The sequence below is a fragment of the Paractinoplanes hotanensis genome, assembly GCF_023717965.1.
GTDB classification, from domain to species: domain Bacteria; phylum Actinomycetota; class Actinomycetes; order Mycobacteriales; family Micromonosporaceae; genus Actinoplanes; species Actinoplanes polyasparticus.
This window is the reverse complement of sequence record NZ_JAMQOL010000030.1, coordinates 1-14,353: the sequence shown is the minus strand read 5'-3', so window position 1 is coordinate 14,353 and position 14,353 is coordinate 1. Positions and strand designations below refer to the sequence as shown.

Genomic DNA, 14,353 nt, shown 5'->3' with positions numbered 1-14,353 from the left:
CGGGGCGTTACCCATGGTTTTGGTCTCTGTTTTCCGCCGCGGGGCGTTACAGCGCACGGGCGATCAGCTCCTTCATGATCTCGTTCGTGCCGCCGTAGATCTTCTGCACGCGCGCGTCGGCGTACATCCGGGCGATCGGGTACTCCGTGGTGTACCCGTAGCCACCGAAGATCTGCAGGCAGCGGTCGACCACCTCGCACTGGCCCTCGGTGAGCCAGGCCTTGGCCATCGCGGCCGTGGCGACGTCGAGTTCCCCTCTCGTGTGCCGGGTGACGCAGTCGTCCAGGAACACGCGCGACACCCTCGTCCGGGTCGCGCAGTCGGCCAGGACCATCCGGGTGTTCTGGTGCCCGATCAGGGGCTTGCCGAAGGCGGTCCGTTCCTTGGCGTACGCCGTGGAAAGCTCGACCGCGCGCTGCATCGCCGCCACCGCGCCCACGCCGATGACGAGGCGTTCCTGGGGCAGCTGGCGCATCATCTGGAGGAAGCCCGAGCCCTCGGTCTCGAGCAGGTTGGCCGCCGGCACGCGGAAGTCGTCGAAGAACAGCTCGGCGGTGTCGTTGGCGTGCAGGCCGATCTTCTCCAGCAGCCGGCCGCGCCGGAAGCCGGGCCGGTCGTCGCCGAGTTCACAGACCAGCAGGCTGATGCCGGCCGCCCGCTGCGACGGGTCGGTCTTGACGGCCAGGATCAGCAGGTCGGCCAGGCCGCCGTTGGTGATGAAGGTCTTCGACCCGCTGACCAGGTAGTCGTCCCCGTCCCGGATTGCGCGGGTCCGGATCTCCTGCAGGTCGGAGCCGCCGCCGGGCTCGGTCATGCCGATCGCGCCGACCAGCTCGCCCGAGCACAGACCGGGGAGCCACCGCCGCTTCTGATCCTCGTTCCCGTACGCCACCAGATAGCCCGTCACGATGCCGCTGTGCACCGCCAGGCCGAGGCTGCCCTCGCCGCATGCCATCTGCTCGTGCAGCAGCACCGCCTCGTGGGTGAAGTCGCCACCCCCGCCGCCGTACTGTTCGGGCACGCTCAGCCCGAGCAGGCCCAGCTTGCCTGCCGCGCGATAGTGCTCGCGGTCGGGATGTCCCTGCTGTTCATGGCGGGCCGCGTGGGGCAGCACCTCGTTGACGAAGAAGTCGCGGGCCAGCTCGGCGAGGGCCTCGTGCTCGGGCGCGAGCCACGCCGGGGCGTACCCGTCCAGTCCGGGGGTGGGCATCGTCCTACCCTTTCGACTTGTTGGCGCAGTGTCAACAATGACTTGCCGTAAGGTCATCGCCGTGAGTGTGCAGGCGGGACCGCGCCGGCGGCTGGAACCGGACGCGCGGCGGGCGCAGATCCTGTCCGTGGCCGTGCGCCTGTTCGGGGAACGCGGCTACGCCGACGTCTCCACCACCGACGTCGCCCGCGGCGCCGGCGTCGCCCGCGGGCTGGTCAACCACTACTTCGGCACCAAGAAAGACCTCTACCTCGAGGTCATCCGGGTCATGCTGACCGTGCCCGGGGTGGCCATCGCCGGGCTGCCCGAGGGCGACCTGCCGACCCGGATCGACGCGATCGTCACCTGGTTCCTCGACGTCGTCTCCCGGCACAGCCGCTCGTGGCTGGCCGCGATCACCGCCGGCGGCATGGCCGGCGACACCGACGTCGACCGGGTGATCGCCGAGGCCATCGACGCCGCGGCCGACGCCGTGCTGCACGCTGTCGGCCACCCGGCCCCCGGCCCGGCCCCGCACGCGATGGCCCGGTCCTATGTGGGCCTGGCCGTCTCGACCGCCAGCGAGTGGTTGCAACGCGGCGTGCTCACCCGGGCCCAGGTGCACCGGTTGCTCGCCGCCACCCTGCTGACCATGGTGGAGCAGGTCTTCCCGGACGCTTAGTGGTCCGCGTCCAGCCGATCGACGGACTGTGCGGGATCGCTCCCGTGGGAACGATGGGTATCTGCGTGCTCCGCTCACACCCGTCACGGGTACCCAAACCTCTCGTTCCCGGAGCCTGACATGGCTGACACCAAGCTCGACAAGGATCGATACAGCGCGGACACCCTCACGATCGGCGGCGAGGTCGACGTCGAAGAACTGAACGACCGGCTCGACCGGGACGGCCTCGGCCGGCCCTTCGTAGCGCCCGGACGCCGCGCCGGCGCCCGCAGGATCGTCACGGTCGAGAAGGGCCAGGCGGTGCCGGCGTTCGAGGCGCTGTGCGGCTCGGGCCTCGATCTGCGGCTCGACAACCTGCACGTCGGCGGCTGGGAGTTCATGGGCAAGCACTGGGGACACGGCTTCACCTGGTCGGAACTCGCGTTGCTGGAGGCGGACAAGCCGCCCCGGCCCCCGTGGGAGAAGCTTCCCGCCGGCCTGCGCCGCCCGGTGATCGCCCTGCTCGACACCGGGGTCGAACAGCATCCGTGGATCCGGGTCGGCACGCCCGACGACCCGTTCGTCATCCACGCCGAAGAGGTCGACCGGCCGCGGCCGTTCCCCCGGATGCTGCCGGTGTTCTCGCCGGGCGAGGGACCGGGCCGCGACGCCGGGCACGCCACCTTCATCGCCGGGCTGATCCGCAGCGCCGCGCCCAGCGCGCGGATCCTCTCGCTGCAGGTGATGGACGACCGGGGCAAGGTGCAGGAGTCCCGGGTTCTCGAGGCACTGTCCTGGCTGTCCGACTACGCCGGGCTGACCGGCCCCGACCTGGGCGCCGGCCGCCCGGTCGACGTGGTGTGCATGGCGTTCGGACGCGAGCCCGACGACCCCGATCCGTTCGCCGACGTCGAGAACGCGATGAAACCGTTCACCGACGCCGGCATCCCGCTGGTCGCCTCGGCCGGCAACGACCACACCGACAAGGAGGTGAAGCCGGCCGCCTCGGAGGCGGTGATCGCGGTCGGCGCCGGTTTCGGCCGCTACCACGCCGACTTCAGCAACTACGGCGACTGGGTGAACCGCTACCGCGACGGCGTCGACGTCGTGGGCATCCTGCCCGGCGCGGCCGTCGACGGCTCCGAAGGACGCTGGGGTCAAGTGGAGCGGCACGTCGTTCGCGGCCGCCGCCTTCGCCGCCGACCTGGCCCGGCCGCAGGTCGACCGCGGCCATGTCTGACGTGCGCCTGGGCGCGCTGCTCGAACGGGCCCGGGACGGCGACCGCGACTCGCTGCAGGAGCTGGTGCGCGAGCTGAACCCGGTGCTGTGGCGGGTCGCCCGCGGGCAGGGACTGACCGCCGAGGACGCGGCCGACGTGGTGCAGACCTCATGGCTCGAACTGCTGTGGCGGCTGCACGAGATCCGTACGCCCCGGGCCGTGACCGCCTGGCTCATCACGGCCACCCGCCGCGAGGCGTGGCACCGCCGGCACCGCGGCCGGCGCGACGTGCCGGACGGGGCGCTCGCGCTCGACGGCGTGGCCGACCCCGGCCCGCCGCCCGACCAGCGCCTGCTCACCGACGAGCGGGACAGGGTGCTGTGGACCCACTTCTCCCGGCTCTCGCAACGCTGCCGCGACCTGCTCGGCATCGTCGCGCAGGTGTCCCGGCCCGACTACTCGGCCATCGCCGAGGCGTTCGGGATGCCGCACGGCAGCATCGGGCCCACCCGCGGCCGCTGCCTGGCCAAGCTGCGCGAGATGTTGCTGGCCGACCCCACCTGGGGCGCGTGATGGATCCCCTGGACGCCGAGATCCTCGACCGGATCGCGCGCTTCGACCCACCCCCACCGGACCTGGACGACCGGGTCCTGTTCGCCGTCGAGCTCGGTTCGCCGGAAGCCGAGGTGGCTCACCGGGCTGAGGAGACGCTGGTCGGCTCGGGCGCCCGGGCGGCGGGCGAGCGCACCCGCACGATCACGTTCGACGCCGACAGCCGCTCGGTGATGATCACCGTGGTCGATCGCCCCGACAACCTGGTCCGGATCGACGGCTGGCTCGCCCCCGGCGCCGCGCTGCGAGTCGAGCTGCGCCGGCCCGAACCGGCTCCGGCCCGCACGGTGACGGCCGACGACACCGGCCGGTTCGTCTTCGACGAGGTGCCGCACGGCCTGGCCCAGCTGCTGGTGCACGGCGACAACGGCACCGCCCGGGTGGTGACGCCATCGCTGCTGCTGTGACGCTGCTCGAGGGCCGGGCCGGTCGGCTGTACGCGGCCGGGGTCGAGGCCAGCGAGGACGGGCGGCCGGCTCTCGCGGTGCGCCGGCTGCGGGCGGCGCTGCGGCTGACCGCTTCCGATGCCGTACGAGGCCGGGTGCTCGTCACGTTGGCCTGGGCCGAGAGCGAGCGGGGCCGGGTCGACCTCGGCTTCCGCCTGCTCGACGAGGCCGAGCCGTTGCTGCCGGAAGCGGCCCGGGCCGTCCTGTACGCCCAGCGGGCGGTGCTGCTGCACCGCAACGGCCGCGGGGAACGCGCGCTGCCGGAGTTCGACCGTGCGATAGCCGGATTGGTGGCCGCCGGTGAGCCGCTCGATCTGATCAAGGCCCTCAACAACCGGAGCCTGGTGCACCCGGACGCGGGCCGGGTGGCGGCCGCCCGTGCCGACCTCAGCCACGCGGTGCGCTTCCACCGTGCGCTGGTGGCCGGCCGGTCGCCCGCGGCGGCCCTGGCCGGGGCGGCCGCGGGAACCGGCTTCGTGTGCCTCGGCGGGGGTCAGGCCGGGTAGTCGTCGAGCGTCGTGCAGAAGCCGATCACCGTGGCCTCGTTGACGTCGAAGCCGAGCGTCAGGAACCGGCCCGGCGCCAGCTCCACGCTGGACGGGTTGGCCTGGTCGGCGTGGCCCGAGTCGTACAGCTGCACGTCGCCGTACCCGTCCCAGGTCTTGCGGGGGTCGCGGACGAGCCGGCCCACCGTCTCGCGGTGCTCGACCCACCGCGACGACAGGTCGCCGTAGGTCACCAGCACCTCGCCCGAGCTCAGCGGCAGCGCGTGGTGCGACGACGCCGGCATGTCGGTCGGCTGCTTCTCGGTCCAGGTGTGGCCGCCGTCGGCCGAGCGGCTGAGGTACGCCCGGTTGTCCGTCGTCCGGATCAGGGCGACCAGCTCGCCGTCGTCGAGCAGCGTCAGCGTCGGTTCCTGGAAGTGGATGCCGCCGGCCTCGTCCTCGGCCAGCAGCACCTCGCTGTCGGCCGGCCAGGTCAGGCCGCCGTCGGTGCTGCGGACGACCGTCGCCTGCATCCACGTGCGACCGGGCAGCCGGCCGTAGAGCGGCAGCAGCACGTCACCGTTGGGCAGTTGGGTGGCCGCGCCGTGCGAGGCCGCCCACGTCGGCACGGCGGGGTGGTAGCGGCCGTTCTCGTGGATCATGTTGGTGCCGACCTCGATGGCGTCGCTCCAGGTGCGGCCGCCGTCGGTGCTGCGGTGCACGAACGTGCCGTACGTCGAGTGCAGCGGCGGGTTGGTGCTCCAGTTGATCACGAAGTAGCTCAGCAGGACGGTGCCGTCGGCCAGCACGCCCAGCTTCGGGTCGCGGTCGTCCCACTGCCCGTCGACCACCACCCGCGGCTCCGACCAGGTGCGGCCGTCGTCGGCGCTCTCGACCAGGCTGATCCGCCCGTCCGAACGCACGTGGGCCGTACCCTCGCGGTAGCCCGCCAGCAGGCGGCCGTCGGCCAGTTTGACGATGTCGGGGAAGTGCGCCAGCAGACCGTCTCGGGCCCGGGCCACAGTGAACGGCGTCGGCATGCTCAAACCTCCAAGTTCGGCGTGTCCGCACCCATCTAACCGTTCCCGCGACCGGCTGTGGCCCCCGCCCCCGGCGGGTAGAGTCGGTGCCATCGACAGCACAGTCACGCTCTGGCGGACCACCGGACAGGCCGAACTCGACGAAGTCGCCGGGTCGGGCTGGCGGGCGTGGCCGCGGGCCGACCTGGTGGCGGTGGCCGACCGGCGGGAGGCCACGCGGCTCGCGCGCGAGCAGCACGTGCCCGCCGAGGGCGTCGGCTACGTGACACGTTTCGAGGTCGAGCGGGCCGGTGTCGACGGCCGCGGCGACGTCGTCGAGATCGCCGCCGACGAGGTCGACGAGTTCAACAAGCACATCACCGGCGCCATCGTCGAAGAGGCCGACTATCGCGGGCCGGTCGGCGACGACGAGTTCGCCGAGGCCGAGGCCGCTCTCGGGCGGCCGCTGCCGGCAGCGTGGCGCGAGCACCTGCAGTCCCCGTCGTGGCTCCGCCGGGGCTGGCTGACCGCGAGCGGCGCGTACGTCTGGCTGCACACCCCGCGCGAGATGCTCGAGATCCACCGGGCCTGGCAGGATTCCGTGGCCGGCCACCCCGGCATCGCCATCATCGGCGGCGACGGTTCGCGCGAGCAGCTGGTGCTCGACCTGCGGCACGACCCGGCCCCCGTGCTGCTGGCCGGCCTGGCCAGCGAGGGCTGGAACACCACGTTCCGCCAGTCGGCCGACGTCTCGCAGCTGATCGCGCGGATCGAGTCCGGCACGTTCGAGTTCGACTTCGGCAAGGACTAGAGTTTCTTCGCGAAGAAGACGCGCCGGAAGCCCTGCTCCGTCGAGCGCCCGACCTCGCGGAAGCCCCGCCGAGGGTAGTAGGCGATGTTCTCGGTCATAGCCTCGTTCGTGCAGAGCCGCACCTCGGGCAGGCCCAGCGCCCGTGCCCGCTCGTCGGTGAACGCCAGCAGCCGCGCGCCGATGCCGCGCCCCTGGGCCGCCGGCGCCACCGCGACGGTCACCACCTCGAGGTGGTCGTCGAGCGCCTCCAGGTGTACCATCCCGAGCAGCTCGCCGCCGCCGGCCACCACCCAGCAGCGGCCCGCGCCGACCAGCTCGTCGTAGTCGGCCAGCATCGGCATCGGCTTGCCGCCGACGCGCGGGATGTAGTGCGTGAACGCCTCGTCGACCAGCCGCCGCACTCCGCCGGCGTCGCGCGCGAGCTCCACGTCCACAGGTCACCCCCTCCCGATCCGGGCCACGCCCACCGCCAGCAGCACCAGCCCCACGGCCAGCGCGCTCAGACCGACAACCAGGGCGGCGTACGCCGAGAGCAGCCACCACCCGAGGCCGGCCACCGCCAGCCCGACGCCGGCTGCGATGACTGCCACGGCCCCCCGCCGGGTGCCCGGGTCCTCGGCCGGTGAAGGGTCGGTCGCGGGGGCGGTGGCGTAGGTCAGCCGCGTCTTGCCGACGCCGATGACATCGCCGGCGCGCAGCGGCTCGGGTTGCCCCACCCGGTGGCCGTTCAAACTCGTGCCGTTCGTGCTGCCCGCATCGGCGACCCAGTGGCGGCCGCCGGACCAGCTGACCTCGGCGTGCCGGCGGCTGGCGTACGCATCGGTCAGCCGCAGATCCGCGGTGAGGGCCGTGCCGATCAGCACCGCGCGCTCCGTGGGGAGGGTGAACTGGGTGGCAGCCCCCGCCACGTGGAGGCAGGCTCGCGCCCGCGTCCCCGATGCCGGTGGCAGCGGCATCGGCGATCGCGGGGCGGCAACCGGCGGTGGCGCCGCCCGGTGCGGGACGACGGGCAGCGGCGCCTCGAGCCGGGGCAGCAGCGCGCATCCCTCGGCCACGGCCAGCTCGGGCTGTCGCACCGTGATCGGTTCGAGCCCGGTCGCCGACTCGAGCAGCGCGCGCAGCAGCGGGATGCGGCTGCCCCCGCCCACCACCAGCAGGGCCGAGGCCGGTCCCATGCCGGTCACCGCCTGGACGACGCGCAGGAGGACCAGCCGGGCCAGAGCTTCGAATTCCGTCCGCGTGACCGTCAGCTCGGTGTCGGCCAGCGGCACGGTGAACGAGGCCGACTCGTCGGACGACAGCCGCTCCTTCAGCGCCCGCGCCTCTTCCCGGAGCAGCAGCCGCGCGGCCCGGTCGACCGGCGTCAGCGGGTCGTCCAGGCGGTGCCAGACTGTCCGGTCGTGCTCGGCTATCCGGGCGCCGGCCAGCGTGACGAGGTCGACGTCGAGCCGGATGCCGCCGGTGTCGGGGAGCGTCTCGAAGCCGGCCTGTACGTAGCCGCCGGCCGTGCGCCGCACCAGGCCGACGTCGCAGCTGCTCGCGCCCGCGTCGACCACCAGTAGCGTGCTGCCGGTGGCGAGCCGCTCACCGAGGAGGGCGGCGGCCGCCACCGTCTCGCCGACGACCTCGACGCCGGTCAATCCGGTGCGGCTCACCGCGTCGGCCAGGGCGGCCCGCCGGGGCGCCGCCCACTCGGGCGGGCAGGCCACCGTCGTCTCGACGGCGTCGGCGCCGGCTGCCCGCCGCACCTCGACGGCGACGCGGGCCAGGTGCCGCGGCAGCGGCGAGCCCGGGAGCAGCGGATCACGGTGGCCCGGATAGACCGGGTCGGCCGACGACGGCATGAGTGGCGACCCGCCGGCCAGGATGGGCCGGGGAAGCGTGCCCGGCGCGCGCAGCATCGCGACCGTGTGCGCGGTGCCGATGCTGATCCCGGCCCGCCATGCCCGTGCCGACATGGTCATGCCAGGCATAGTGCCACGTGATCACGCCGTCGCGCTGCGCTTGATTACGCGCGTGACCAGCCGATGGCCGGGGCGATGTGCCGGGTGATCGTCTCGAGGATCCGGGCGTTGTAGGCCACGCCGAGCTGGTTGGGGACGGTGAACAGGATCGTGTCGGCGGCCCGCACGGCGGCGTCGGCCGCGAGCTCGGCCGCGATCTGGTCCGGCTCTCCGGCGTACGTACGCCCGAAGCGCGACCGGACCCCCTCGAGCAGACCGACCTGGTCCTCGTTCTCCTGCCGCCCGAAGTAGACGCGGTCGATCTCCTCGGTGATCGGCAGCACGCTGCGCGAGATCGACACCCGCGGCTCCCGGTCGTGACCGGCCTCGGCCCACGCCGCGCGGTAGAGCGAGATCTGCTCGGCCTGCAACTCGTCGAACGGCACGCCGGTGTCCTCCGACAGCAGCGTCGAGCTCTGCAGGTTCACGCCGATGCCGGCCGCCCACTGCGCCGTGGCCCGGGTGCCCGCGCCCCACCAGATGCGCTCGCGCAGGCCGGGCGACTGCGGCTGGATCGCCAGCCCGCCGCTGACGCCGGTGCGCGCCGGGTCGGTGCGAGCCACCGCCGCGCCCGAGATCGCGTCCAGGAAGATCTCCGTTTTGGACCGGGCCAGATCGGCGGCGGTGGCGCCCTCCGGCGGCACGTAGCCGAACACCTCGGCCCCGCGCAGCACCGTCTCCGGCGATCCCCGGCTCACGCCCAGCTGCAGGCGCCCGCCGCTGATCAGGTCGGCCGCCGCCGCCTCCTCGGCCATGTAGAGCGGGTTCTCGTAGCGCATGTCGATCACGCCGGTGCCGATCTCGATGCGCGAGGTGCGCGCGCCGATCGCGGCCAGCAGCGGGAACGGGGACGCGAGCTGCCGCTCGAAGTGATGCACCCGCACGAACGCGCCGTCGACGCCGAGCTCCTCGGCGGCTTCGGCCAGCTCGATGGTCTGCAGCAGCGAGTCGCCGGCCGTGCGGGTCTGCGACCCGGTGGCGGCGCGCCAGTGCCCGAACGACAGGAACCCGATCTTCTTCTTCACGCTTGGCCCCAACCCCGCCGGTGGTCCGGCGATTCCCGCCGGTCACGGACCTTTCTCGTACGCGCTACGGCCGTCCGCCGGAGGCGGTGCGCAGCGTGCCGGCCCGGGGACGTGCCGCTACGATGACCCCATGCGCCGCCCGATCGCGTTCTCCCCGCCCCGCTCCTGAGCGGGACGGCTTCCTGATCCTCCGCGCGACCCTCTCCGCGCGGCGGCGCCTCACCGGGCTCGTTCGTCCCGCTTCCGCGACCATGTCTTCCTTCGTCGCAGGAGCGATAACCCGTGCTTGTCATCACCCCGGCCCGTCGGGCCACCCATGGACTCGTCCCTCTGATCGTCGCCGGCTGCCTGTGGGGCGCCGGCGGTCTCACCGGCACCCTGCTGGCCCGCGAGGGCGGCCTGTCCCCGCTGGGCGTGGCCGCCGGCCGGCTCGGCGTCGGCGGCCTGCTGCTGGTCGCCTTCCTCGTCCTCACCCGGCAGCCCGTCCCGCGCGGACGCGCCGCCCGGACCCGGATCGTCGTGGTCGGCCTGCTCGCCGCCGAGTTCCAGGCCTGCTACTTCGCGGCCGTCGCGCACACCACCGTCAGCCTGGCCACCCTGCTCACCATCGGCGCCGCCCCGGTGCTCGTGCTGCTGGCCGAGGCGGTCACCGGCCGCCGACGGCTCACCGCGGGGGCGGTGGGCACCGCCGCACTGGCCCTGGCCGGACTGGGACTACTGGTCGGCGTGCCGGCGGACGGTCTCGACCTGGGCCGGATGCTGACCGGAACCGGCTTCGCGCTGCTGGCCGCCGCCGGCTTCGCGACCATGACCCTGGTCGGCGCGCGCCCGGTCGAGGGCCTCGACGAGCTGGCCTCCACCGGTCTCGGCTTCACCCTGGGCGCGGTCGCCCTGGCCCCGCTGGCCGTCGCCGGCGGGCTCAGCTTCACCGCGACCCCGGCCTCGGTCGGCCTGCTCCTGCTGCTCGGGCTCGGCCCGACGGCGCTGGGCTACGCCGCGTACTTCCGGGGCCTGCGCACCACCGCGCCCGGCACCGCGGCCCTCATGGCGCTGCTGGAACCGCTGGTCGGCACGGCCCTGGCCGTGCTGATCCTGGGCGAGCGGCTGGCCCTGGCCGGCGGGGCGGGCGCGGTGCTGCTGATCGTCGCCCTCGCGGTGGAGAGCCGGCTCAGCGCCCGGCGCTGAGCCGAGCCGGCATGTCAGCCGACGGTCGCCCGCACCGGTCCGACCCGCAGGATGCCGTCATCGAGCGGGGTGCAGCGGATGCCGCCCTTGCCGCGCAGCGCCTTCCACGCGCCCGGGCCGACCGTCACGTCCATCCACGCGCACGGGTGGGCCCGCTGGTTGACCTGCAGCCGCACCGGCCCGTCGCCCGAGTCGAGGGTCAGCACCGAGCCGATCAGGTCGTCGACCGCCAGACCGGCGAGCAGCACGTTGCGGCGCACGGCGGCCAGGCCGGCGCCCGGCGGCAGCGACTCCTGGCTGATCACCGTGACGCTCGCGTCGCGGTGGGCCGCCTGCCCGAAGTAGCGGTCGCCGACGATGCCGAGCCCGGCCCGCACCCGCACGTGATCGACGAGTTCACCGGGCGGGGCCGGCGCCGGCCCGTCGGACGGGCGCCCCTCGAACCGGTGCACCGGCGACGCGAGCAGCTCCACGATCACCGGCATCCGGCGATCTTAGTCGGTGCAGGCGCTCAGCCCTTCGAGGGTGCCCTCGCGGTAGGCGCCGATCCGTTCGAACGCGGTCGGGCCGCTGCCCTCGGTGCTGCGGCCGAACGCCAGCAGCGCCTGCACGGCCTCGTCGAGGTCGCCGGGGGAGAGGGTCAGGCCGCTCTTCGGGTCCCGCAGCAGCAGGTCGTTCGTCCACGAGCCGGCCAGGCAGTCGACCGTCAGCTGGCCCTGTTCGGTGCGGGTGGGCTGGCTGCGGCGGGTCTGCGCGGCCCGGGCGAACAGGTCGCCCAGCAGCATGCCGATCGCGAAGTCGCCGATCCGCTGGTGCAGCGCGGGGCCCAGCCGGGTGCTGTCGAAAGCCACGAAGTCGCCGTCCGGGCAGTAGAACGCGGCGCCCTCGGCCGAGGCGTCCGGCTGCGCGCAGTCCGGCGGCTCACCGGCCCGGAACGGCTGGATCGCCAGGTCGGCCCAGGCCTGGCCGGTCAGCCGCGGGTACGTCTTCTGCCAATACTTCTGGGCGTCGTCGGCCAGCGCGCTGACCGCGTCGTCGTAGCTGAGGTTGCCGCCGCTCGCCGCGTCCTCCCGGGTGGTGAACGGCACCTCGGTGACCGGCAGGTTGTTCGTGCGGTAGCCGGCGCAGGTGGTCACACTCTCGTCCACACCGTCCTGCAGGGCGCGGATGCGGTCGAACGCGTTGCCGTGCGCGCCCTCGGCCAGCGCGGACGTGCCGGGCTGATCCCGCAGCGACAGCATGCCGGCGACGGTGTCGTCGAGCTGGGCCGGTGTCACCTCCTTGAACGCCGACGACTTCCCGGCCAGCACGTCCGCCAGCCACGCCCCGGCGTAGCAGTCGGCCTGCTGCTCCAGCACCACGGTCGGCTGGTTCCCGGGGCCGATCCGGGCCTGGATGGCGTGCCCGTACTCGTGCGCCATGACAAAGCCGACCAGCAGTTCGCCGTACGTCTCCTGGAGTTCCGGAATCAACTGCTGAGCGTCCCAGGCGATGAAGTCGTCCGGCGGGCAGTAGAAGGCGTTCGGCTGGTACTCGCTCGGTTGCCCGCCGCACGGCGGAGGCGGATCGTTCTCCGTGTACGGGAACTTGCCACCCTGCACCGGCACGAACTCGGCGCCCTCAGCCACTGACCCGAAGTTGGCCGCCCAGAACCGTTCGACGTCCTTGAGGGCCGACGTGACTACGTCGCCGCTGGGCCGGCCCTGTTGGCGTTCCTCCTGAATGTCCACGATCGAGCACCCGCCGAGCAGGCCGATCGCCGCGACCAGCGCGGTGGTGAACAGACGTTTCGTAGCCATGGGCCACTCCCAGTCGAGATCCCGGCCTGCGCCACGGTGCTTCCCCACATTGATGGGTTCTCAACCTGTGACTTTACCGTCGGCCACCTCCAGACGGCGGGTGACCGTCACCGCCTCCAGCATGCGCCGGTCGTGCGTGACGAGCAGAAGCGTTCCCTGGTACGACGCCAGGGCAGATTCGAGCTGCTCGATGGCGGCCAGGTCGAGGTGGTTGGTCGGCTCGTCCAGCACCAGCAGATTCACGCCCCGGGCCTGCAGCAACGCCAGCGCCGCCCGGGTGCGCTCACCGGGCGACAGGCTGGCCGCCGGCCGCGGCACATGCGACGTACGCAGCCCGAACTTGGCCAGCAGGGTGCGCACCTCGGCGTCGCTCAGCTCCGGCACGGCTTCCCCGAACGCCACCATCAGCGACTTCTCGCCCAGGAAAAGCCCCCGAGCCTGATCGATCTCACCGACGACCACCCCCGCCCCGAGGTGCGCGCTGCCCTCGAACAGCGGGATCCGCTGCAGCATCGCCCCCAGCAAGGTGGACTTGCCGGCCCCGTTCGCCCCGGTGATCGCCACCCGGTCGGCCCAGTCGATCTGCACCGTGACCGGCCCGAGCCGAAAGTCCCCCCGCTGCACCACGGCATCGCGCAGAGTCGCCACGACCGATCCCGACCGCGGCGCCGCGGCGATCTCCATCCGCAGCTCCCACTCCTTGCGCGGCTCCTCGACCACCTCCAGCCGCTCGATCATCTTCTCGGTCTGCCGAGCCTTGGCCGCCTGCTTCTCACTGGTCTCGCCCCGCTGATGCTTGGCGATCTTGTCGTTGTCGGGAGCCTTACGCCGCGCGTTGCGCACCCCCTTGTCCATCCAGGCACGCTGGGTGCGGGCGCGTTCGAGCAGATCCTCCTTCTTGTCCGAGTACTCCTCGAACTGCTCCCGCGCGTGCCGGCGCCCGCGCTCCCGCTCCTCGAGATAGCTGCCGTAGCCACCGCCGAACAGGTTCACCTGCTGCTGAGCCAGATCAAGTTCCAGAACCTTGGTGACAGTACGGGTGAGAAACTCCCGGTCGTGGCTGACCAGCAGCGTCCCCTTGGTCTGCCCACCCACGAACCGCTCCAGCCGCCGCAGCCCGTCCAGGTCGAGGTCGTTGGTAGGTTCGTCGAGCAGAAAAATGTCATACCGGCTGAGCAGCAGCGAAGCCATGCCGGCCCGGGCGGCCTGCCCACCCGAGAGCGCAGTCATCGCATGGTCGAGGCTGACCGTGAGGTGCAGGTCAGCCGCCACCTGCTCGGCCCGCTCCTCCAGATCGGCGCCACCCAGATCGAGCCAGCGCTCCAGCGCGCCCGAGTATTCGTCGTCCGAGCCCGGCCGCCCCTCGGTGAGGGCTTCGGTGGCCCTGTCGAGAGCCAGTTGGGCGGGCCCGACGCCGGTGCGCCGGGCCAAGAAGCCGCGCACGGTCTCGCCTTCGCGGCGCTCCCGTTCCTGCGGGAGGTAGCCGACGTTCGCCGTGGGCGGGCTCAGGGTGACTGTGCCGCTCTCGACCGGCACCAGTCCGGCCAGGGTGCGCAGGAGGGTGGTTTTGCCGGCGCCGTTCACCCCGACCAGGCCGATGACGTCGCCTGGGGCTACCACCAGGTCGAGGCCGGAGAACAGAACGCGGTCGCCGTGCCCAGCGGCGAGATCCCGGGCAATCAACGTGGCACTCATCGCGGGGTCATCTTAGGGGAGGCAGCGAGAGGGCGGTCTTGGCCGGGCCTGGGAGTGTCGTGGTTGCCGCCGGTTGCGGTGTTGGGTGGTTGGGCGGCTGGCCAGGCCTGGGACGTCGTGGTTGGTGTGGTTGCCGCCGGTTGCGGTGTTGGGTGGTTGGGCGGCTGGCCAGGCCTGGGACGTCGTGGTTGGTGTGGTTGCCG

At 72.9% G+C, this 14,353-nt stretch carries 15 protein-coding genes; 7 read left to right on the top strand and 8 right to left on the bottom strand.

The window, feature by feature from the left end:
- Window positions 1–46: 46 nt before the first annotated feature.
- Window positions 47–1,210: an acyl-CoA dehydrogenase family protein gene (locus LXN57_RS21695; RefSeq protein ID WP_251799999.1), complete on the bottom strand. Its 1,164-nt coding sequence runs from the start codon at window positions 1,208–1,210 to the stop codon at window positions 47–49.
- Window positions 1,211–1,271: 61 nt separating this feature from the next.
- Between LXN57_RS21695 and LXN57_RS21690 the strand changes: the two genes are divergently transcribed.
- The 5 genes from LXN57_RS21690 (at window position 1,272) to LXN57_RS21670 (ending at window position 4,634) form a co-directional block, all read left to right on the top strand.
- Entirely contained in the window at window positions 1,272–1,871 is a 600-nt protein-coding gene (locus tag LXN57_RS21690; protein ID WP_251799998.1) for a TetR/AcrR family transcriptional regulator, read from the top strand.
- Window positions 1,872–1,991: 120 nt separating this feature from the next.
- Window positions 1,992–3,167 carry a S8/S53 family peptidase gene (locus LXN57_RS21685; RefSeq protein ID WP_251799997.1) on the top strand — a complete coding sequence of 392 codons (1,176 nt, stop codon included), beginning with the start codon at window positions 1,992–1,994 and terminating at the stop codon, window positions 3,165–3,167.
- A complete protein-coding gene (locus tag LXN57_RS21680; RefSeq protein WP_251799996.1) occupies window positions 3,083–3,643 on the top strand; it encodes an RNA polymerase sigma factor in 561 nt (186 codons plus the stop codon). The genes LXN57_RS21685 and LXN57_RS21680 overlap by 85 nt, the downstream gene beginning before the upstream one ends.
- On the top strand, window positions 3,643–4,089 hold the full coding sequence (locus LXN57_RS21675; RefSeq protein WP_251799995.1) for a hypothetical protein: 447 nt from the start codon (window positions 3,643–3,645) through the stop codon (window positions 4,087–4,089). The genes LXN57_RS21680 and LXN57_RS21675 overlap by 1 nt, the downstream gene beginning before the upstream one ends.
- Window positions 4,086–4,634: a tetratricopeptide repeat protein gene (locus tag LXN57_RS21670; protein WP_251799994.1), complete on the top strand. Its 549-nt coding sequence runs from the start codon at window positions 4,086–4,088 to the stop codon at window positions 4,632–4,634. Before LXN57_RS21675 ends, LXN57_RS21670 begins: the two co-directional genes overlap by 4 nt.
- Here the strand turns inward: LXN57_RS21670 and LXN57_RS21665 are convergent.
- Window positions 4,622–5,653, bottom strand: a complete 1,032-nt coding sequence (locus LXN57_RS21665; RefSeq protein WP_251799993.1) for a sialidase family protein — start codon at window positions 5,651–5,653, stop codon at window positions 4,622–4,624. The genes LXN57_RS21670 and LXN57_RS21665 overlap by 13 nt on opposite strands.
- Here LXN57_RS21665 and LXN57_RS21660 point away from each other — a divergent pair.
- Window positions 5,652–6,443 carry an SMI1/KNR4 family protein gene (locus LXN57_RS21660; protein WP_251799992.1) on the top strand — a complete coding sequence of 264 codons (792 nt, stop codon included), beginning with the start codon at window positions 5,652–5,654 and terminating at the stop codon, window positions 6,441–6,443. The genes LXN57_RS21665 and LXN57_RS21660 overlap by 2 nt on opposite strands.
- Here the strand turns inward: LXN57_RS21660 and LXN57_RS21655 are convergent.
- The 3 genes from LXN57_RS21655 to LXN57_RS21645 are packed head-to-tail and all read right to left on the bottom strand — an operon-like array spanning window position 6,440 to window position 9,471.
- Window positions 6,440–6,871 (bottom strand): GNAT family N-acetyltransferase, encoded by a 432-nt coding sequence (locus tag LXN57_RS21655; protein ID WP_251799991.1) that lies wholly within the window; start codon window positions 6,869–6,871, stop codon window positions 6,440–6,442. The genes LXN57_RS21660 and LXN57_RS21655 overlap by 4 nt on opposite strands.
- Window positions 6,872–6,880: 9 nt before the next feature.
- Complete coding sequence (locus LXN57_RS21650; protein WP_251799990.1) at window positions 6,881–8,407, bottom strand: Hsp70 family protein; 1,527 nt, start codon at window positions 8,405–8,407, stop codon at window positions 6,881–6,883.
- 44 nt (window positions 8,408–8,451) lie between these two features.
- Entirely contained in the window at window positions 8,452–9,471 is a 1,020-nt protein-coding gene (locus tag LXN57_RS21645) for an LLM class flavin-dependent oxidoreductase (protein WP_251799989.1), read from the bottom strand.
- 282 nt (window positions 9,472–9,753) lie between these two features.
- Here LXN57_RS21645 and LXN57_RS21640 point away from each other — a divergent pair, with 282 nt between their 5' ends.
- Complete coding sequence (locus LXN57_RS21640; RefSeq protein WP_251799988.1) at window positions 9,754–10,656, top strand: DMT family transporter; 903 nt, start codon at window positions 9,754–9,756, stop codon at window positions 10,654–10,656.
- Window positions 10,657–10,670: 14 nt separating this feature from the next.
- Here the strand turns inward: LXN57_RS21640 and LXN57_RS21635 are convergent, their stop codons facing one another.
- From LXN57_RS21635 to LXN57_RS21625, 3 genes are read right to left on the bottom strand one after another with little or no spacing between them, the layout of a single operon-like run.
- Window positions 10,671–11,141, bottom strand: a complete 471-nt coding sequence (locus LXN57_RS21635; protein WP_251799987.1) for a molybdenum cofactor biosysynthesis protein — start codon at window positions 11,139–11,141, stop codon at window positions 10,671–10,673.
- Window positions 11,142–11,150: 9 nt separating this feature from the next.
- A complete protein-coding gene (locus LXN57_RS21630) occupies window positions 11,151–12,455 on the bottom strand; it encodes a neutral zinc metallopeptidase (protein ID WP_251799986.1) in 1,305 nt (434 codons plus the stop codon).
- A gap of 60 nt (window positions 12,456–12,515) precedes the next feature.
- A complete protein-coding gene (locus LXN57_RS21625) occupies window positions 12,516–14,150 on the bottom strand; it encodes an ABC-F family ATP-binding cassette domain-containing protein (RefSeq protein WP_251799985.1) in 1,635 nt (544 codons plus the stop codon).
- Window positions 14,151–14,353 lie beyond the last annotated feature (203 nt).